We start from the raw sequence: 17,994 nt of genomic DNA, 5'->3' as shown, positions 1-17,994 counted from the left end.
CTGTAGGTGCGTGTCAAAGGGATTCGGGCGCCAGCGCGGCGTTCTCGAGCATCGCTATCCGCCCGCTGGCGGCGGAACCGGTGTAGATGCCGAACTGCTGGTTCTGGCGCTCGCGGGCATAGCGGCGGACCACCGAACGCAGCTCGTTGACCGGCATCAGTTCGATGGGCAGTTCGTCCAGCGGGAAGAAGCGCAGGGTGTCGGGCAGCTCGGTATCCAGCGCTCCGAGCTGGGCGCGGTAGATCAGGTAGCCGGGGTCGGTATCGTCGACATCGAAGGCCGAGTACAGGAAGGTCGACTCCAGTTCCACCGGCAGGGAGCAGTGCCCGGCATCGATAAAACCCTTGCGCTTGCCGGCCACGGGCAAGGTCCAGCCGCCCTGGCCGTCGGCGCGGAACAGGATCGCGTCACCGGCTTCGATCAGGTAGCCGATGATCATCTTGTGGGAGTCCAGCCAGCTGGCCGGCAGCGGGTCCTGGATGTTCGCGTAGCGGCCCCGGCAGAAACACAGCGGCAGCTTGGGGCTGGTGCCGAACGCACGGACCTGGCCGATCAGCACCAGGTGGTCGCCGGCTTCAATGCGCTGGTCCACGGTGCAGTCGAACCAGGTCAGGCTGTCGGTGAGGATCGGCGCGCCGGTATGGACCGTGTCGTGATTGACGGTCTGGAACTTGTCCGGCGACTTCGAGGCGAAGGTCCCGGAAACGTCCACTTGCCCTTCATGCAGCAAGTTGACGGCGAAATGTTCGGTGCTGGCGAACGCGGTGTAGCTGGCCGCCGATTTGCCGACGCACACCAGCAGCAACGGCGGGTCGAGGGAGACCGAGGTGAACGAATTGGCCGTCATGCCCCGGGGATTGCCATCGGCGTCATGGGTGGTGATGACGGTGACTCCGGTCACGAAGGTGCCGAAGGCCTGGCGCAGGGCGCCGGGATCGACGGCTGCGGCGTTGGCGTTGACCATGGTGCTCGGCATCGCAGTGCTCCTGTGTGCAAGGGCATGTTCTTGTGGTGTGAAGCAAGCCTACGGGGAAGGAAAACCGCGGGCTTGCGTCGATCAAGAGGAAGCTGTGTGGTTTTTTTGCTGCGATTGCGAGGGACGATCAGTCCCTGGGCTGTTCCGCTTCCATCTCCGCCATGTCCTGATAGCGGTCGGCGATCCGTGGGTGCGCCCGCGAGCCATCGGAGGCGCCGATAGCGATCAGCACTTCATCCGGGCCCGGCGCATCGGCGATCTGGAAATTGGCGGTGAGGAAGTGCGAGCGCTTGCCGGTTTCGCTTTTGTGCACCATCGGCAGGGCAAGCAGGGCGCCCGGCGCATTGCGGGTGTTGGTGAAGCTGAGGTAGGCCGTGCCTTGCACCGCTTCGCGGAACAGGTTGCCGAAGCGCAGGGTGTGGATCAGCCCCGAGGCGTGCTCGATCTCGCCGTTGACCCCGACGGCAGCGGCCTTGCCAAAGGCCTCGACCTTGTCGCCCGGCATCAGGGCGGTCAGGCGACGGGTCATCTCGTACCCCAGGCCCGGGGCCAGGCGCAGGATTTCCGGCCGCAGGTTTTCGACGAAGCCCTGGCCGGCCCAGGGGTTTTTCAGCACCGCGGCGACAACGATCAGGGTGATCGGTTGGCCGGCGTCCTTGCCGCCCTCGATATAGGTTTCCTCGATAAAGGTGCAGTACTTCCTGACGCCCAGATTTTCCAGATTCATGATGACTCATCGCCCTTGTGGCTGTTGGTTTTGCCCAAGGCTATGGGCAAAGGCAAAACCCGTCTTCCTTGGTTACGCAGTACAAATACGCTGGACATTGCTCTTGACCGGAGCAAGTATCAGGCGGGCCGGGCAGGCAACTTGACTGCCATGTCCTCCATGTCCAGGTGAATGCCTTGAATCGAGAAATGCAGATACTCTCGTTGCGCGATGTCGCCAGCCAGATCAACTCCGGTGGTGATCTGCAGTCGATGCTGCATCAGCTGGTCTACGCCAGTTGCCGGCACACCCACTGGACCATGAGTTCGATCATGGCCATTGATATGGAGGCCGGTTTCGGCCATGTGATTGCCCGTCATGACCCGACGCTGGTGCAGCGGCCACTGGTGGATTGCTGGGAGTTGTCGTCGAGCCCGGTGATGACCGCCTTGCAGCGCAACGAGCCGGTATTCATCCGTGATGTGCGCGAATGCGAGTACCCCGGCTATCGCCGTGAATCCGTGGAGCGCGACTACCGCACGGTGATGGTGATGCCCATGAACTGCACCGATTTCGACGGTCGCCCCATGGTGCTCAGTGTCATTTCCCGCACGATCATGGATGTCTCGGAAGAGGATCGGGTATTCCTTGGCATGATCATTCACCTCGGTGCCATTGCCGTGGAGCGCCAGCGCCAGCTGGAAGCCGAGCGCCGGGCCGCCGAGCGCATGCAGCAGGCCTTGCATGTGCACACGACCTTGCTGGAACACGTACTGGACGGTGGTTCGGTGACGTCGCTGTCGCTGATGGTCGGCGATCAGTTGCCCAATCCGGTGATCGCCGTCGACTTCACCGCCAACCAGGTGGTGGCCGGGCGCTCCCCGGACACCATGCTGTTCGATGACAGCGCCTGGCAGGCGGCCGCTGCCGGGGTACTGAGCGTGCAGATTTCCAGGGCGGCCCAGGAAAGCCTGCGCAGCGCGCTGAGGAACACGGTGAATCTGTTTCTCGACGACGGCCGGCGCCAGTTCACCCTGCGGGCACAGATCGAACCGCTGATGGTCGATCACGAACTGGTGGGGGCACTGGTGCTGTTCCCGGTGGCGCTGCCGATGAACGAACTGGACCTGCTGATGCTGGAAAGTGCCAAGTTCGCCTTGAGCGTGCAGATGATGCGCAGCTTTATCCGGTTTCGCTTCGAAACCCGGACCCAGACCGAACTGCTGTTCGAAGTCCTCGAAGGCCGCTGGCGCGACGCCGACGACATCCTGCAACGGGCCCGACGCCTGGGCATCCATTTCCACAGCGCGCAGCAGATGATCATCGTCGATTACGGCGGCAAGGCCCGCGAGTCGAAGAACCTGCATCACAACGTCGCGCGTATCCTGGCGCGGGCATCGATCCAGGCCACGGTGATCATCGTCGACAACGGCCTGGTGTGCCTGGTGCCCTCGGAGGGCGAGAAGGGCCGCGAGCGTCTGGTCAAGGTCAAGCGCCAGATTGCCGATGACCTGGCGCACTACCTGGGCGGCGAGCCGATCCTGCTGGCCAGTGGCGTGTGCCGGGCGCTCGGCGACTACCCCGCCGCCTGGGAGCGCTGCCGGCGGTTGATCGACATCGCCCGTTCGTTCGGTCGCAGCGGCCCGATTTCCGATCAGGACTTCGGGCCGATTCCCATTTTCGTGGCGGCGGTGGGTGGGGAGGATATCCGCACCTTCGTCAACGAAAGCGTCGGCGCCATGCTGGCCCACGACCGCAAGCACCACACGCCTTACCTGGAAACACTGACGGCCTATCTGCGCGAGAGCTGCCGCAGCCAGGCGTGCGCCGATGCAATGGGGGTCCATGTGACGACGCTGAGGTATCGGTTGTCGCGGATCCAGGAGCTGTTCGGCATCGACGTGGAGACGCCGGAGCGACGGTTTGCCACGGAGTTGGCGATTCATTTGCAGCGGGTGATCGATAGCTAGGATGCCTGCCCGGACTGTTGTCCCGGTGCGGATTGATACTGATTAGAGCAACCGGCGACCAAGACTGGTAAAATCCGTTAGCTTCCTAAATATCAAACTGCCTATCTGTAAATGAGACATCGATAATGAGTAATGAACTGAGCGAGGAGGAGATGCGCCTGGCGCTGTTTGGTACCTCCAGCCCAAACGCCGAACCGGTACCGATCCCCGCGCCACCGCCTGAGCCGACGTTTGTCCCGGCTCCGTCAGCAGCCCCCAGGCGTCGTCCTGTCGCCAAGGCGCTCTCGCCGAAATTGAGGGTCACGTTGCACGCTACGCGGGAGTTTGAAGGCGAGATCGAGGTGCTCACTTATGACGCCAATACCCTGAGCACCTTCGTTGCGGAACAGGAAGCCAAGAACGAAGCGAAAAAGAAGAAGTTCCGCTACTTCGATGTGGTGTCGGTCAAACCCATCTAGTAGCGGAAGGCTTCAGCGCGTGCGCCGATGACCAGTGAGTGCCGTAGCTGTCACTGGCCATCCAGGAGGCGAGGCAGCCCCAGCGGATTGCTGTCGCGCAGGGCCTCGGGCAGGAGCTCATCGGGAAATCCCTGGTAGCACACCGGCCGCAGGAAGCGCTCGATGGAGGTCATGCCGACGGACGTGAAGCGGCTGTCCGAGGTGGCCGGATAGGGACCGCCATGGATCGCCGCGAATGACACTTCCTGGGGATGGGCAAAGGCATTGACGACGATACGCCCGGTGCGTCTCTCCAGGATCGGCAGCAGGCGCCGGGCCGTCGGCAGGTCATCGGCCTCCAGGTGAATGGCGGCGCTGAGTTGGCCGCGCAGCGAGCGGGCGACCGCAAGCAGTTGCTCTTCATCCCGGACCCTGACCAGCAATGCCGCCGGGCCGAACACTTCTTGCGACAGTGCTGTTTCACGCAGGAACTGCTCGCCATCCACTTCCAGCAGCATCGATTGCCCATCGACCGCGGCTTCAGATGCCCGTCCATGGGCGATGGCGGCCGCACCGGCGTTTTGCACGCTTGCCAAGGATTTCATATAGGCCCCATGGATGCCGGGGGTGAGCATGGTCCGCGCCGCCGCCTGTGCCACGCGCTCGATCATCGCCGTGCGCAGCGGCTCGAAGCCGGGGCCGTCAATGGCAATGAGGAGGGCGGGTTTCAGGCAGGCCTGGCCGACATTGACCAGCATGCGCTCGACGAAACCATCACCGATGCCTGCGCCTTTGCTGGCGAGGGTGTGCGCAAGGACGAAGGTGGGATTGACGCTGGTCATTTCGGTGAATACCGGGATAGGGTCGGGGCGTTGCTGGGCCCGGCGATAGAGCGCCATGCCGCCCTGTTCCGAACCGGTGAAGGTGACGGCCTTGACCAGTGGGTGATCGACCAGCGCCTCACCAAGGGTGTTGCCTTCGCCGCGTACCATTGAAAATACGCCCAGGTGCAGGCCGTGTTCTTGCACCGCCTTGCGAATCGCCCTGGCCTGAATCTCCGAGGCTCCGGGATGGGCGTTATGGGCCTTCAGGATGACCGGCGCGCCCGCCGCCAGGGCGGACGCGGTGTCACCGCCGGCAATCGAGTAGGCAATCGGAAAGTTGCTGGCGCCGAAGATGGCGACCGGGCCGATCGCCATTTTCTGTAGCCGGTGGTCCATGCGGGGGCGCGGCTGACGATCAGGTTGCTCAGGGTCGATGGACAACTGCAGGAAACGCCCTTTGCGCACGACGTCGGCGAACTGACGGAACTGGGTCGCCGCCTTGGCCGCTTCACCTTCGAGCTGGGCCTGGGGGATGCCGGTTTCGAGCGCTGCCCTGGCAGCCAGTTCCAGGCGGACAGCGTCGAGGTTGTCGGCGATGCTTTCCAGGAACGCGGCCCGCCGGGAGAGCGGGGTATGGCTGTAGCTGTCGAATGCCTCGTCGGCGAGAACGGCAGCGGCATCGACGGCAGCTGCGTCGCCCAACGCAAAAGCGGGTTCTATCGTCTGGTTGGTCGCCGGGTTGAGGGCCTTCATGGTCGCCTCGGGGATGGAGAGATCACCTGCGCCGATAAAGAGCTTGCCAGTCAATTGCATTTACTTGCCCTCCAGCGTGGCGATGAGCTCGCCAGTGGCGACGATCGAATGGGCAAATGTCGGGCCGTTGAGTTCGTGCGCGGCGTGCATCATTTCCGATTTGAGCGCTGCGGTGGCGTCCCGTACCAGGGTGACGTGGTAGCCCAGTTCCACCGCGTAGCGGGCGGTCGCCTCGATGCAGGTGTTGGCCAGCAGGCCGACGATGATCACGTGGGTGATGCCCTGCTGCTTGAGGCGGAAATCCAGGTCGGTATTGGCGAATCCGCTGGAGCCCCAGTGTTCCTGAACGACGATGTCACCGTCCTTCGGCGCGAAATCGGGGTGCCATTCCCCACCCCATTCCCCGCGTGCGAAGTGATGCAGATGCATGACCTTGCATTGGGTCGGACTCGGATGGTCCCAGCTCTCGTAGTCGCCTTTTTCCCAGCGGCGGTGCGGTACAATCACCACCTGGATGCCCTGGGCCCGTACGGTCCGGTCAAGGGCGCGCAGGTTGTCGAGCAGGTGAACCTCGTTGGCGACGGGTTCGATGAAGGGGTAGACCTTGCCGCCTTCGGAGAGAAAGTCATTGTAGGGATCGACCAGCAGATAGGCGGTCCGATCGATAGGGTAGGTGATAGTCGACATAGGGGATCTCCAGCGTTTTTTGGATAGCCAGGGCAGCGGGGGTTGCCTTGGTATTACGTTACTATGATAATCATAGTATCTACTGAGAGGCAAGGTGGTATGTCGGTGAAAGAAAGCGCGCCTGAGACGTTGTGCCCGATCGCGCGGGCTGAGGAAATTATAGGTGGCCGCTGGACGCTGCTGGTTTTGCGCGAGCTGTTCATGGGCAATCGTCGCTTCGACGAGATCCAGATCCAGACGGGCGGAACGCCGCAGATGATTGCCGGTCGCCTGAAAAGCCTGGAGGCTGACGGACTGGTTGAGCGGCGCCCCTACAGCGAGCGTCCGCTGCGCCACGAATACCACCTGACGCCAAAAGGCGAGGCGTTCTATTCCGTGGTCCTGGCGCTACGGGCGTGGGGCGAGACCTGGTGCAAATCGGAAGAGGAAGAATTGGCGGTGCGCTATACGCACAAACTCTGCGGCCAGCCAGCGGGCCTGGGGCCGCTTTGCGAGCATTGCGCGCAACCGCTGCGTCGGGAAGAGTTGATCAGCGAGCCCGGCGCGGCCTATGCCATGGAGCGCAAGGTGCGGCGTGAGGTGTCGAAAGGGAATTGAAACGAATAGTCAGCCCAGGTGCTTTATCAGTGAGACGATGAAATACAGGGCCAGCGCCGTACCGGCTCCCAACCCGAACGACAGCCATACCTTGTAAGGGCTGGAGGGGGGTCTATGTCTCATTTCCTTGTGGAACGCGGCTACATCGGCGCGTAGCTGTATCAGGTCTTCAGACAGGCTTTGGGATACATCGGTTGGTCGTAGAGGCATGGTGACCGTCCTTTTTCAAGGTGATGGGCCGGGGATGGTTGTCCCATCATGTAGCCCTTCGAATAACTGTAATTGATATCAGCGAAGGCACAATCCGGCGACTACCTCTCCATGAATGTGAGAAGTGCGACCAACGCGGTAATCAGGCCTGCCCCAACGACAAAGGGGTAAAGCATTGCTTCAAGCTTTATTTTCTCCTTCTCGATGTCCAGCTTGCGCGCCTCTGCCATGAGCTTGTGGCTCTCCACCGAAAGATTTTCCAGTTCGAGGTGCTCGCGATCTTCTCTCAACATGAAGCTATCCGTCGGCGGGGCAGAGGTGCGTGTTTATGGTGCTGACAGGCAGATTTTGTACCCTTGGGGTACATTTTTGAAGCTCGGCGATGTTTCAACGCATGACTATTTCGATGTGCTGTCGAGGTTCAAGTGCTCAGCAATGGTCCTACTCGATGATCGGAAAGTTCGACAGGTATCTGATGGCTTTGCTGGATTGCTTTGATAGTGTGAGAATTCTCAATCTTGATTTTTTATGCGCACCTTCAATTGAATCGTGATTTTCAATTGAAGGTGCGCGTTTTGTGAAGTCTTTTTGCCAACCTACAGATTTTTTATATTAGGTGTGTGGTTGGGTGATGGGTTTTATGATCGGGTTGCCGCAGGCCGGGCAAATATTTTTTTCCCAGGCAAATTTCATATTGGGAGTTATTTCAAATGTGCACGATGGGCAAGGAAACATTTCACCACCTTTCAGTTTTCTTGTCTTGATGAGCTTGCATGGGTCGTAGATGTATCGACGAACTCTATTGTGAATGTCTTCATATTTTGTTATGAATTGGAATTTTTTATCTTTTTGGTGGTGATCGTACGTGCACGAATAACTTAAAGCGAATATTGAAAGTTTGTTAGAGATTGAGCTTTCTTTCGCGCTGACTCTGTCTGTGCGTTTGTGCAGTAGTCGCTGGTAAATTAGCTCTGAAAAGTCATTTTCTGCGAGAGCGGAATGATTTTCTGGGCACTCCTCAATTGCAATATGACTTGTTTTGTTTTTTATGGCGAAATCCTCCAGATCTCTCCATGCAGACATAGCGTGTGAGCTTGATTCAAAATTTAGTAGTTTTTTCTCTCCGTCTGATTTGATAGCGCCTTTTATCATTGAGGCTGAAACATACTGGAATGCACCACCTCTTTTTAGAGGCATATTTCTGTACGTTACAAAGTCATTCCATGCATGTACTAGGATCGTGCCGAAGTCTCTTGGGTTTCCCATTGATCCCATTATTAGTAGTTCAAAATTTTTCCTGTTGTTGATGAGGACGGAGTTTGATATGTCGCGCCTTGAAAGATGGTGTTGAAGTCTTTTATCTATGAAGTCCTGAAAGTATTTTATACAAGATTGCTGGTCGGTTTCGTAAATCAGCGATTCATCTAAGTCGATCCGGTGTTGCAAGTCGTTGCCTACCGATAGTGGGTGCAGGCTACCTCGGTATGGGACATATGCTATCCAGAAGTAAATCGGATTGTCGATGATTTTATTTATGTACGTTGCTAGATGTTTTTGAGAGCTTCCGTCGTAATAGAGTTTTTCCCATTCATCCACATAGAATGTTATTGATTTTATTTTTAGCTTGCTGATAATTTCTTTAAGAGTTGTGGAGACGTGTGCGATATCTAGAAAGCTTATATATTTTGATGATTGTTCTTTGTCTATGCTTTTTTCTTCAATTTGTTTCTTTTTTGCTGCGAGGTTGAAAGACGAAGTGCTGATGCCTACCGAGGCTGACATTTCTTCGAATGCTTCTATAAGTTCTTTGAGCTGAGAGTTTATTTTTTGCTCTCCGGCTTCGTAATTTTCGATGATTCTTGTTCCAGACAAAAGTGCTGTCTGTTTTGATATTAAGATGTCGATTGTATCGATGATTCTATTTGAGGCGGTTGCAGGCGTTAATGTGTCTAGGATTTTATCCCAGAAACCTTTTTTAGATGCATTTACAAGGATTTTCTGCAGGTGCTCGATTATGCTTGTTAGGAGAAAGCTGGAGAATAGTCTGTTAAATATTTCTTGAGTGCAGTTTTCGGGAGTGGTTAGTTTTTTTGAGTTTAAATAAATGGCGAAATGGCCATTTTTTAATATATCTTGATTTATTTTGTGCCTTGCAAGCAGTAGGAGGTGTGTTTTTCCCGTACCTCTAAGCCCTTGTAGTACGCCGCTAGATGAGCCGGTATGAGATATTAATTTGTTAAGATTGTCCTTTATGTCGACGTGTGTTTCTGCGAGTTCAATGATTTTTTCGGCGGATGCCTCCAGCCCTAAATCGAAATCGGCCCTCAAGTCGGAAAAGGATTGTGTTATTTTTTTTACCAGCTCTGGATCTTTGACGATGTCACGGAGTTTTGTTTTTTGAGCTCTCATGGAAATCCTTAATTTAAAATACAATCCGAATGGGCGGTTGGATTTATACTCCCGACATCCGTGTTAGTCAGGTGATTGTCTCATGGCGTTGCGCCATCATCAATCCCGGTTTAACGCATCTCTCAGCTGATGCTCGATCACACGTGATTGAAGACGGTCCTTGCTTTTTTCAGGCCCGCGGAGCGGATCAGTAGTGCTTGGGTTGGACCCGTGATAGGCGATAGTTTGAGGTAGTCATTCATCATCATCGCACCCATGTTTAGTACGCTGAGTGGCACTGTGTCACGAGCGTATTCGATTTTCTGCTGTGGGTCTTTCAGGATCATCCGGATCGCTCATTCTTTTATCTCGGCATTCCACAAGTGCGAGGTTTCGATCTTGAACTGATTCGTTGATGCCGAGGTTTAGGTGTAGAATTCGTTGCACAGGATGTAGCAAAATTTTCAACGGGCGTGTTCGACGCTAGACGTAGTTGGCACTATAGTTTGCCGATTATAGCTATAACGAGCTTGAAGTGAGCCATGACACATACCGAAGTGGTACGTACCCGAATTGACAGTGAATTGAAAGCAAATGCCACGGAAATCCTCGATGGGATGGGCATGACGGTTTCTCAGGCAATGCGTATGCTTTTGGTTCAGATCGTTCAGGATAAGGAGCTTCCCTCCAAGGTGAAGGCTCCTAACGCCAAGACGCGGGCGGTGATGGAGGCCACTGATCGCGGCGAAAACCTTTGTGAGTACGAAAGCACAGATGCTTTGCACACGGATCTGGGGATCTGACGCTGGAAGGGCGCCTTGTGGTTAATGCCGAACAGTCAAGGAAATGAGACCTTGAATATGCCACGTAGCCTGTAGGAGCCGGCGTCCCGGCTTGCCCGCGAAGCTTTTAGCGGTCTTGAGGGCCTCTTCGCTGCGATGGGGCGTCCCGACAAGCCAGGCTCCTACGGGGGGGCGTGTCAGCCTCACGGTGCGACTCCTGTCTGTTCCAGCGTCGCCTCGGCGTTATCGAGCAGAATAGGGCCGCCTGTCAACAAAAAGCCCTGAACAGGTTCAGGGCTTTCAGTTTTCCGGACTATTCGTGCAGGACGAAGATCAATCCCAGCTCAACGCGCCGCCAGTCTGGTACTCGATCACGCGGGTCTCGAAGAAGTTCTTCTCTTTCTTCAGGTCCATGATCTCGCTCATCCAGGGGAACGGGTTGGTGGTCCCCGGGTACTCTTCCTTCAGGCCGATCTGCGACAGGCGACGGTTGGCGATGAACTTGAGGTAGTCCTCCATCATCGCCGCGTTCATGCCCAGTACGCCTCGGGGCATGGTGTCACGGGCGTATTCGATTTCCAGCTGGGTGCCCTGCAGGATCATCTGCGTGGCTTCTTCCTTCATCTCGGTATCCCACAGGTGCGGGTTCTCGATCTTGATCTGGTTGATCACATCGATGCCGAAGTTCAGGTGCATGGATTCGTCGCGCAGGATGTACTGGAACTGCTCGGCGACGCCGGTCATCTTGTTGCGCCGACCCATGGACAGGATCTGGGTGAAGCCGCAGTAGAAGAAGATGCCTTCCAGCACGCAGTAGTAGGCGATCAGGTTGCGCAGCAGTTCCTTGTCGGTGTCGACGGTGCCGGTCTCGAACTTCGGATCGGAGATCGAGCGGGTGTACTTCAGGCCCCAGGCGGCCTTTTTCGCCACCGAAGGGATCTCGTGGTACATGTTGAAGATCTCGCCTTCATCCATGGCCAGCGATTCGATGCAGTACTGGTAGGCGTGGGTGTGGATCGCCTCTTCGAAGGCCTGGCGCAGGATGTACTGGCGGCACTCGGGGTTGGTGATCAGGCGGTAGACGGCCAGCACCAGGTTGTTCGCCACCAGGGAGTCGGCGGTGGAGAAGAAGCCGAGGTTGCGCATGACGATGCGGCGCTCGTCGTCGGTCAGGCCTTCCGGGTTTTTCCACAGAGAGATGTCGGCGGTCATGTTGACCTCTTGCGGCATCCAGTGGTTGGCACAACCGTCGAGGTATTTCTGCCAGGCCCAGTCGTACTTGAAGGGGACGAGCTGGTTGAGGTCGGCGCGGCAGTTGATCATGCGCTTTTCATCGACTGCGACACGGGCCGAGGCGCCTTCGAGTTCGGCCAGGCCTTCGGCAACGTCGAGGGCGTCGAGAGCAGCCTTGGCACGGGCGATGGCGGCCGAATCGGACGCGGTCACGGCACGGGCCTCGAGGGCGGCGGCACCACCGGCGCTGTCCAGGCGGTCCATGTAGGCTTCGGCGGCATGGCCGGCGTTGGCGCCCTTGATCGCTACTTCGCCTTCTTCCTTGTCGAATTCGTCCCAGCTGAGCATCGGATATTCCTTGTATGGGGTGTTTGTAGGCCTGATTCACTGCCGTTCTGTCAGGCAGGTAGACGCGCGTTTGCAACTCCCGGTCAACAGGATTCACAGCACAAGCAGGCATCGGAAAACCCTGGTTTTCCAGGGGGATGAGAGGTGCCGTAGGAGAAGCATGGCACATCATGTAGTGTTTTTCTTTGGTGTTGGCACACTATATGGTGGTTTTTTCAGAGGGTCAATCCGGGAAAAGGCAACAGTGCTGTTTCGTCGCAGTTCCCTCGGCCAGTCGTTCAGAAGGCGGCTCTCAGGCGTCGGGTCTTGAACACGCGCAGGTAGATCGTGAGGTTGAGCAGTAACACCAGGGCGCCCAGGCCCAGTTGCAGGGTGGGGGTCAGCCCGGCGGGATAAATCAGCGGAATCAGGTAGTGCTCGATAAACCCCTCGCCATAACCGCCTTGTCCGGCGGCCTGGCGAAAGAGGTTTTCCCAGCGGGTCAGCGGGCACTCCAGATGCAGGACTTCGACCGCCACGCCCCAGGTGGCGGCGGGCAGGTGCAACCAGATCAACCAGCGCCACCTGAGCACCAGCAGCCCGCCAAACAGCACGAACAGGATGAACAGCAGGTGAAACGACACCAGCCCGTCGGCCGCTATCCGGTAGAACATCGCGATTCCCTCTGCTGATCCATGGTGTCAGTCCGGACATCCTACCCGGGTGGCTGCCTCGGCCTCTACCGGGAAGAATGCCTGAGTGCCGCCAGGATCTCCCGCAGGCGCCGCGTGGTGCTTTCGCCGCTGGCCTGCATGGGCGCGCGCAGTTCGTCGCGGATCAGTCCCTGCAGGGCCAGGGCGGCTTTCACCGGGCCGGGGTTGGGCTCGACGAACAGGGCCTGGATCAGCGGTGTCAGGCGGAAAAACGTCGTTCTGGCGGCAGTGAGTTGCTGCTCCCGCAGCTGACGATACAACTGCACGAACAGCTCGGGATGGACATGGGCCGAGGCGGCAATCACCCCGGTAGCCCCGAGGCACAGGGCGTTGAAGATCTGGTTGTCCTCGCCACACAAGACATCGACCTGGCCGCTGGCCAGCAGTGCCAGGGTGTTGTTCAGGTTGCCGCCACAGTCCTTGATGGCGACGATATTCTCGTGGGCGACGATATTCAGCAGGGTCGCCTGCTCGAAGCTCACCCCGGTGCGATAGGGAATGTCGTAGAGAATGACCGGCACGCTGGAGGCGTCGGCGACCGTCTTGAAAAACGCTTCCAGACCGGCCTGGGAGGGGCGGATGTAGTAGGGCGCCGGCACCAGCAGGCCGGCCAGGGGACGCTTGAGTATCTCGCTCTGGAACTGCAGCAGTTCGGTCAGGTTGTTGCCCGCCAGGCCCATCACCACCTGCTGCGGTGGGACCCGTTCCAGCACTGCGTCGAGCACCGCCAGTTGTTCATGCTTGCCCAGCGCGGCGGCTTCCCCGGTGGTGCCGCAGACCACGATACCGTCGACACCGCTTTCCAGCAGATGGCCGACCAGGCGGCGCAGGCCGACGAAGTCGATGGCCTGGTTGATAAATGGCGTGACGATGGGAACCCAGATACCTTGAAACGATGACATGCACTTTCTCCTGATGGTTGACCGTTTCGTCACCGTCAGAAGCGTAGAAGGAAGTTGGGAGGAGGGAGGGTGATCCGTCGCGCTCAATGTCCTGTCAGCTCATCTGACGGGACAGCGCGCCCCGGTCACATGAGCGACTGTTTCTTCGATTTAGGGGCAAACGCAACGCACACCGATGCCTTGGCATTCAAGCCAATCGCGACAGTGATGAGGTTGAGCGTTGCGGACATATCTGTTTACACCCTGGATCAGGCCTCCAGTTTTAAAAGCTGGCGCCAGGTTTGTCAATCTTCGACAGGTTTTCTTCTGCCTCGGCACCCAGGTGGCCTTGCATCAGCTCCTGGACCTGCTCGGCCGAGTCCCCCAGCAGCATCTTGTGAGCTTCGGCGGCCGAGAAGGCGGCGCGCTCGAACATCACCTGCTCATGGGCGCGTACCGCGGCTTTCCAGTCCTCGTCGTCCAGCAGCGCTTCAGCCAGGTCCACCGCGTCGCGCAAGGCCAGGTTGGCGCCTTCGCCGGCGGGCGGCATCAGGTGCGCGGCATCGCCCAGCAAGGTGACGCCATCCCGGTGCGCCCAGCGATGGCCGACCGGCAGGATGTGAATCGGCCAGGGTCTGACCGGCTCTTGCGCGACCTGGAGCAGTTGCAGCAATGAAGCGTCCCAGCCGTCGAAGTCGTGGAGCAGGTCGGCTTTGGTTTTTTCCCCATGATGGGTTGCCTGCTGGTGCAAGGCTGCATACACGCGGATATGGGCGTTGGCATTGCGTTGCGCGAAGATCGTCTGCTGCCCGCCCTTGGCCACCAGCATGCCGTGCCCGACCTTTTGTGCGACGTCGGGATACCGGGTATCGGCGTCGGGAATCGACAGCTCATGCAAGGTCAGTCCGGTGAAGTCGGGCACTGCCGCCGAAACCAGTGGGCGTACCCGGGACCAGGCTCCGTCAGCGCCGACCACCAGCTCGAAGCGCTGCCTCAGGCCGTTGTCAAAGCGCAGTTCGGTGTAGCCATCGCCCTGTTGCTCCGCGTCCCTGAGGGTATGGCCCCAGCGCAGGGCGTCTTCCGGGATCGACTCCAGCAGCAGTTCCCTGAGCTGGCCACGATCGATCTCCGGACGGTCGCCGCTGGCAGCATCGGGTTTTTCCAGCAACAGCGCACCGTGCTTGTCGAACAGGCGAAATCCCTGGTCCTCGTAGCGGGCAAACTGCAGGAACACCTCGAACAGGCCGCCACGGCGGAGCGCGTACTGGCCGGTCTCCACGTGCAAATCGAGCATGCCGCCCTGGGGGCGGTGCGAGGCGGATTCGTCACGGTCGAAAATCAGAAAGGGCACGTCCTTGAGATACAGCATCCGAGCCAGCATCAAGCCGCCGAGACCGGCGCCGACGATGGCGATACGCGGATTCGATACCATGGTGTCATTCCGGAGCGTTATTTGTCATAGGCACCTATGATGTATTAGCATAGGTGCCTATGACAAGGGGTCGAAACATGAATGATGTGGATCTGTATCAGGTGCCTTCTTTCCTGATCAAGCGCGTGTCGCAGGAACTGATTCGTCAGGCTGAAATACGCTTGCGGCCTTTGGCCATCGGCATGGCCAGCATGCCGGTGCTGGGCGCGTTGAAGCGGGGAGAGGCGCGGACCCAGGCCGAGCTCGCGCGGTTGATGCAGGTCGAGCAGCCGTCCATGGCCCAGACCCTGGCCCGTCTGGAGCGTGACGGCCTGATTCGGCGCAGGCCCGATCCGCAGCACAAGCGTATTCAGATCGTCGAACTGACTGAACTGGGGCTGGCCCGGATACCGCAGGCCAAGGACATCCTTTGCGACGGCAACGACAAGGCGCTGGTGGGTTTCAGTGCCGAAGAGGTGGCGTTGTTCGTGGACTTCCTGCAGCGGGCCAATGCCAATCTGCGCAAGGAAGACTGAGGCTCGAGAACCGGCGACGAGGGCGTTAAGTCGTGCGTCGGCTCTTCGATCGTCATCGTCGGCAAGCCGGTTCCTACAGGGTTGGCTTCCAGGGTTGGGCAAGGGTATGGAATGCCTGTTCCTCCAGGCTTGCCTGAATCGCCGCCGCCAACTGCCGGACCGCTGCCGCTGGTTCCTCCACGGCACGATGCAAGACATAACCCAGGCTCGGCACCTCCGGTAGTCCCTGCAGCACCGCCAGCTGGGCGGGCAGGCCGATGCGGGTGCGCAGGGTGATGCCCAGGCCGGCCGTGACCGCTGCCCAGATCCCGCCGACGCTCGGGCTGGTCAGTGCCACCCGCCAGGGGATGCGTGCCTGGTCCAGCGCCAGGGTGGCGGCGCTGCGCAGCACGCAGGGTGCTTCGAACATCACCAGGGGCAGCGGCGTGCTGTCCTGGTCCGTGGAAAAGGGCATGTCCCTCGGGCCGATCCATTGCATCGGCGTCATGCCGATCCGCCTGGAGTAGGGCGTGTCGGCCGCTGTTTCCCAGGCCAGCGCGAGATCCAGCTGACCGCGCTCGATCAGCCCCAGCAGCTCGGCATTGCGGCCGATCCGTACTTCAAGGCTGATCCGCGGATGAGCCCTGGCGAAACGCCGCAGGATCTCACTGAGCAGATGCTCGCCGAAGTCCTCTTGCAGGCCCAGGCGCACGCAACCTTCGACCTGGGCTTCGTGCAGGCTTGCGAAGATCTCGTCGTTGAGTTCCAGCAAACGCCGGGCGTGGCTGAGCAGGGCTTCACCCTGGGGCGTCAGCACCAGCCCGCGTCCGGATTTCGCCAGCACTGCGCTGCCCACCTGTTCTTCGAGTTTCTTCAACTGGGCACTGACCGCCGAGGTCGAGCGGCCAAGCCGTTCGGCGGCCTTGGCGAAGCTGTTGAACTCGATGCCGGTGACAAAAGTGCGCAGGACATCAAGGTCGAAGGTCGGACGGCGCATGCTTTGAATGTCCATTAAATCGGGATGATGGGTTCTGTTTAATCTGATATTCGGAACGATCCTCGCTTGTTAATTTCTCTCCGTCAACCCGATCAGCGGAGCTGTCTGTCATGCCTTTCACCCGTATTTCACTGCACCGGGGCAAGTCGCCCGAGTACCTGAAACAGCTTTCCCAAAGTGTCCACGATGCCCTGGTGGAGCGTTTCGAGGTGCCGCCCGCCGATCGCTTCCAGGTCATTCACCAGCATGAGGTGGGAGAGCTGATCTTCGACCCACACTACCTTGGCGGTCCGCGCAGCCAGGACTATGTGCTGATCGCCATTACCGCCGGCCGACAGCGGCAGACTTCGGTCAAGCAGGCGTTCTACCGCACGCTGGTGGAGCGTCTGCAAGCGGCGCCGGGGCTGGACCCGGAGGATGTGATGGTGGTGATCACCACCACCGCTTCGGATGACTGGTCGTTTGCCGGCGGTCGGGGCAATTGAACACATTTCCTGGATGGGCGTTGCCTGTGTGGGAGGGGGCTTGCCCCCGAAGAGGCCCGCAAGATCGCTGAAATCTTCGTCGCACTGCCGCTCGGACCAAGCCCGCTCCTGCAAGCTGTTCAGCACTCGGTGGTTGCAGCCTGGATGACCATTTCACGAAAACGCTGCAACACTGACGAGCTGTCACCCACGCGGGTCGCCAGGTGCAAGGGCGCAATCAGCCCCGGGCACTCCGTCAGGACGCGATAGGCGATACCGTCGCCCCGCAGGCGCTGCATCGAGGCCGGTACGATCGATACGCCGAGTCCCGCCGCCACCAGGCTCAGGGTCGCGGCCATGCGCGGTGCTTCCTGGATCACCCGCGGGCTGAAGCCGGCTTCGCGGCACGCCACCAGGATGGCGTCATAGAGGCCCAGGCCGACCCGGCGCCGATACAGGACAAAGGCTTCGCCGGCGAGGGCGGACAAGGGCAGGGCGGTTGCGCTGTCCCGGGCCAGGGGATGATCCATCGGCAGCGCCAGCAGCATCGGTTCGATCAGGATCGGTTCGGCCTGCAGGGTCGGCGTGCCGCTCAATGGCGAACGCACGAAGGCCGCATCCAGTCGCTCGTGTACCAGGGCGTCCATCAGCTCGCCGGTACCGGCTTCTTCCAGGGCCACCGAGACGCCGGAAAAGGTTTCGCGAAAGTGCCGCAGCACCCCCGGTACAAACGGATGCAAGGCCGCCGAACTGGTGAAGCCGACGCCGAGCCGCCCCTGTTCGCCACGGGCGGCGCGGCGCACCACTTCGGTCACGCCCTCGGCCCTGGCCAGCACGGCGCGGGCCTCCTCCAGCAGCGCCAGGCCGGCGGTGGTCGGGCGCACGCCGCGGGGAAGGCGCTCCATCAGCGCCACGCCCATTTCGGCTTCGAGCTTCTGCAACAGGCGGGTAAGCGGCGGTTGCTGCATATGCAGACGCTCCGCCGCCCGGGTGATATGTCCTTCCTCGGCGATCACGACAAACGCGTGCAAACGACGCAGCTCAAGCATTTCAATACCTTTGGAGTATGGCAGCTTGTCATTATTGGCATTTGTCATCATGGTTTGCAAAACCTACGCTGTGC

At 59.3% G+C, this 17,994-nt stretch carries 19 protein-coding genes; 6 read left to right on the top strand and 13 right to left on the bottom strand.

Going from position 1 to position 17,994, the window contains the following annotated elements; genetic code table 11:
• Window positions 1–13: 13 nt before the first annotated feature.
• Together KI243_RS18475 and KI243_RS18470 are read right to left on the bottom strand one after the other, a co-directional pair.
• Window positions 14–976 (bottom strand): flavin reductase, encoded by a 963-nt coding sequence (locus KI243_RS18475; protein WP_017126628.1) that lies wholly within the window; start codon window positions 974–976, stop codon window positions 14–16.
• Between the two features lie 127 nt (window positions 977–1,103).
• Window positions 1,104–1,703 (bottom strand): amino acid synthesis family protein, encoded by a 600-nt coding sequence (locus KI243_RS18470; RefSeq protein WP_017126627.1) that lies wholly within the window; start codon window positions 1,701–1,703, stop codon window positions 1,104–1,106.
• Window positions 1,704–1,870: 167 nt separating this feature from the next.
• On the opposite strand from KI243_RS18470, the gene KI243_RS18465 reads away from it, so the two are divergent.
• Window positions 1,871–3,652, top strand: coding sequence for a helix-turn-helix domain-containing protein (locus tag KI243_RS18465; RefSeq protein ID WP_244861737.1), 1,782 nt, complete (start codon window positions 1,871–1,873; stop codon window positions 3,650–3,652).
• A gap of 125 nt (window positions 3,653–3,777) precedes the next feature.
• Window positions 3,778–4,110, top strand: coding sequence for a hypothetical protein (locus KI243_RS18460; RefSeq protein WP_017126625.1), 333 nt, complete (start codon window positions 3,778–3,780; stop codon window positions 4,108–4,110).
• A gap of 50 nt (window positions 4,111–4,160) precedes the next feature.
• Here the strand turns inward: KI243_RS18460 and KI243_RS18455 are convergent, their stop codons facing one another.
• Entirely contained in the window at window positions 4,161–5,726 is a 1,566-nt protein-coding gene (locus tag KI243_RS18455) for an aldehyde dehydrogenase (NADP(+)) (protein WP_212809659.1), read from the bottom strand.
• Window positions 5,727–6,353: an isochorismatase family cysteine hydrolase gene (locus tag KI243_RS18450; RefSeq protein WP_212809657.1), complete on the bottom strand. Its 627-nt coding sequence runs from the start codon at window positions 6,351–6,353 to the stop codon at window positions 5,727–5,729.
• Between the two features lie 99 nt (window positions 6,354–6,452).
• Here KI243_RS18450 and KI243_RS18445 point away from each other — a divergent pair, with 99 nt between their 5' ends.
• A complete protein-coding gene (locus KI243_RS18445) occupies window positions 6,453–6,950 on the top strand; it encodes a helix-turn-helix domain-containing protein (RefSeq protein ID WP_177119525.1) in 498 nt (165 codons plus the stop codon).
• A 311-nt stretch (window positions 6,951–7,261) separates the two neighbouring features.
• Here KI243_RS18445 and KI243_RS18440 read toward each other — a convergent pair whose 3' ends face one another.
• From KI243_RS18440 to KI243_RS18430, 3 genes are all read right to left on the bottom strand, one after another.
• Window positions 7,262–7,453 (bottom strand): hypothetical protein, encoded by a 192-nt coding sequence (locus KI243_RS18440; RefSeq protein WP_177119526.1) that lies wholly within the window; start codon window positions 7,451–7,453, stop codon window positions 7,262–7,264.
• Between the two features lie 319 nt (window positions 7,454–7,772).
• Window positions 7,773–9,569 carry a hypothetical protein gene (locus KI243_RS18435; protein WP_212809655.1) on the bottom strand — a complete coding sequence of 599 codons (1,797 nt, stop codon included), beginning with the start codon at window positions 9,567–9,569 and terminating at the stop codon, window positions 7,773–7,775.
• A 137-nt stretch (window positions 9,570–9,706) separates the two neighbouring features.
• The gene (locus KI243_RS18430) at window positions 9,707–9,895 is read right to left on the bottom strand and encodes a hypothetical protein (protein WP_212809653.1); all 189 of its coding nucleotides are present in this window, start codon (window positions 9,893–9,895) and stop codon (window positions 9,707–9,709) included.
• Between the two features lie 195 nt (window positions 9,896–10,090).
• Here KI243_RS18430 and KI243_RS18425 point away from each other — a divergent pair, with 195 nt between their 5' ends.
• Window positions 10,091–10,351 carry a type II toxin-antitoxin system RelB/DinJ family antitoxin gene (locus tag KI243_RS18425; protein ID WP_212809651.1) on the top strand — a complete coding sequence of 87 codons (261 nt, stop codon included), beginning with the start codon at window positions 10,091–10,093 and terminating at the stop codon, window positions 10,349–10,351.
• A gap of 312 nt (window positions 10,352–10,663) precedes the next feature.
• Here the strand turns inward: KI243_RS18425 and KI243_RS18420 are convergent, their stop codons facing one another.
• From KI243_RS18420 to KI243_RS18405, 4 genes are all read right to left on the bottom strand, one after another.
• The gene (locus tag KI243_RS18420) at window positions 10,664–11,911 is read right to left on the bottom strand and encodes a ribonucleotide-diphosphate reductase subunit beta (RefSeq protein WP_212809649.1); all 1,248 of its coding nucleotides are present in this window, start codon (window positions 11,909–11,911) and stop codon (window positions 10,664–10,666) included.
• 278 nt (window positions 11,912–12,189) lie between these two features.
• The gene (locus tag KI243_RS18415) at window positions 12,190–12,564 is read right to left on the bottom strand and encodes a DUF2784 domain-containing protein (protein ID WP_103032773.1); all 375 of its coding nucleotides are present in this window, start codon (window positions 12,562–12,564) and stop codon (window positions 12,190–12,192) included.
• 65 nt (window positions 12,565–12,629) lie between these two features.
• The gene (dapA, locus tag KI243_RS18410) at window positions 12,630–13,505 is read right to left on the bottom strand and encodes a 4-hydroxy-tetrahydrodipicolinate synthase (protein WP_212809643.1); all 876 of its coding nucleotides are present in this window, start codon (window positions 13,503–13,505) and stop codon (window positions 12,630–12,632) included.
• 262 nt (window positions 13,506–13,767) lie between these two features.
• On the bottom strand, window positions 13,768–14,916 hold the full coding sequence (locus KI243_RS18405) for an NAD(P)/FAD-dependent oxidoreductase (protein ID WP_177109747.1): 1,149 nt from the start codon (window positions 14,914–14,916) through the stop codon (window positions 13,768–13,770).
• Between the two features lie 77 nt (window positions 14,917–14,993).
• On the opposite strand from KI243_RS18405, the gene KI243_RS18400 reads away from it, so the two are divergent.
• Complete coding sequence (locus KI243_RS18400; RefSeq protein ID WP_017126115.1) at window positions 14,994–15,431, top strand: MarR family transcriptional regulator; 438 nt, start codon at window positions 14,994–14,996, stop codon at window positions 15,429–15,431.
• Window positions 15,432–15,504: 73 nt separating this feature from the next.
• Here the strand turns inward: KI243_RS18400 and KI243_RS18395 are convergent, their stop codons facing one another.
• Window positions 15,505–16,407, bottom strand: a complete 903-nt coding sequence (locus tag KI243_RS18395; protein WP_212809642.1) for a LysR substrate-binding domain-containing protein — start codon at window positions 16,405–16,407, stop codon at window positions 15,505–15,507.
• Between the two features lie 110 nt (window positions 16,408–16,517).
• Here KI243_RS18395 and KI243_RS18390 point away from each other — a divergent pair, with 110 nt between their 5' ends.
• The gene (locus KI243_RS18390) at window positions 16,518–16,892 is read left to right on the top strand and encodes a tautomerase family protein (RefSeq protein ID WP_177083159.1); all 375 of its coding nucleotides are present in this window, start codon (window positions 16,518–16,520) and stop codon (window positions 16,890–16,892) included.
• 119 nt (window positions 16,893–17,011) lie between these two features.
• Here KI243_RS18390 and KI243_RS18385 read toward each other — a convergent pair whose 3' ends face one another.
• Window positions 17,012–17,920, bottom strand: coding sequence for a LysR family transcriptional regulator (locus KI243_RS18385; RefSeq protein WP_212809640.1), 909 nt, complete (start codon window positions 17,918–17,920; stop codon window positions 17,012–17,014).
• Window positions 17,921–17,994: the final 74 nt, after the last annotated feature.

This window comes from Pseudomonas sp. Ost2 (assembly GCF_018326065.1).
Lineage (GTDB): Bacteria > Pseudomonadota > Gammaproteobacteria > Pseudomonadales > Pseudomonadaceae > Aquipseudomonas > Aquipseudomonas gingeri.
Note: the sequence above shows the minus strand (reverse complement) of the source record. Positions and strands in the feature narration are given on the sequence as shown.

Excerpts from the sequence above, each read along its gene's own strand:
- KI243_RS18405 (WP_177109747.1), bottom strand. The coding sequence starts at position 14,916 with ATGGTATCGAATCCGCGTATCGCCATCGTCGGCGCCGGTCTCGGCGGC.
- KI243_RS18445 (WP_177119525.1), top strand. The coding sequence starts at position 6,453 with ATGTCGGTGAAAGAAAGCGCGCCTGAGACGTTGTGCCCGATCGCGCGG.
- KI243_RS18455 (WP_212809659.1), bottom strand. The coding sequence starts at position 5,726 with ATGCAATTGACTGGCAAGCTCTTTATCGGCGCAGGTGATCTCTCCATC.
- KI243_RS18450 (WP_212809657.1), bottom strand. The coding sequence starts at position 6,353 with ATGTCGACTATCACCTACCCTATCGATCGGACCGCCTATCTGCTGGTC.
- KI243_RS18430 (WP_212809653.1), bottom strand. The coding sequence starts at position 9,895 with ATGATCCTGAAAGACCCACAGCAGAAAATCGAATACGCTCGTGACACA.
- KI243_RS18435 (WP_212809655.1), bottom strand. The coding sequence starts at position 9,569 with ATGAGAGCTCAAAAAACAAAACTCCGTGACATCGTCAAAGATCCAGAG.
- KI243_RS18425 (WP_212809651.1), top strand. The coding sequence starts at position 10,091 with ATGACACATACCGAAGTGGTACGTACCCGAATTGACAGTGAATTGAAA.
- dapA (WP_212809643.1), bottom strand. The coding sequence starts at position 13,505 with ATGTCATCGTTTCAAGGTATCTGGGTTCCCATCGTCACGCCATTTATC.
- KI243_RS18470 (WP_017126627.1), bottom strand. The coding sequence starts at position 1,703 with ATGAATCTGGAAAATCTGGGCGTCAGGAAGTACTGCACCTTTATCGAG.
- KI243_RS18475 (WP_017126628.1), bottom strand. The coding sequence starts at position 976 with ATGCCGAGCACCATGGTCAACGCCAACGCCGCAGCCGTCGATCCCGGC.
- KI243_RS18400 (WP_017126115.1), top strand. The coding sequence starts at position 14,994 with ATGAATGATGTGGATCTGTATCAGGTGCCTTCTTTCCTGATCAAGCGC.
- KI243_RS18420 (WP_212809649.1), bottom strand. The coding sequence starts at position 11,911 with ATGCTCAGCTGGGACGAATTCGACAAGGAAGAAGGCGAAGTAGCGATC.
- KI243_RS18395 (WP_212809642.1), bottom strand. The coding sequence starts at position 16,407 with ATGCGCCGTCCGACCTTCGACCTTGATGTCCTGCGCACTTTTGTCACC.
- KI243_RS18385 (WP_212809640.1), bottom strand. The coding sequence starts at position 17,920 with ATGCTTGAGCTGCGTCGTTTGCACGCGTTTGTCGTGATCGCCGAGGAA.
- KI243_RS18460 (WP_017126625.1), top strand. The coding sequence starts at position 3,778 with ATGAGTAATGAACTGAGCGAGGAGGAGATGCGCCTGGCGCTGTTTGGT.
- KI243_RS18390 (WP_177083159.1), top strand. The coding sequence starts at position 16,518 with ATGCCTTTCACCCGTATTTCACTGCACCGGGGCAAGTCGCCCGAGTAC.
- KI243_RS18440 (WP_177119526.1), bottom strand. The coding sequence starts at position 7,453 with ATGTTGAGAGAAGATCGCGAGCACCTCGAACTGGAAAATCTTTCGGTG.
- KI243_RS18415 (WP_103032773.1), bottom strand. The coding sequence starts at position 12,564 with ATGTTCTACCGGATAGCGGCCGACGGGCTGGTGTCGTTTCACCTGCTG.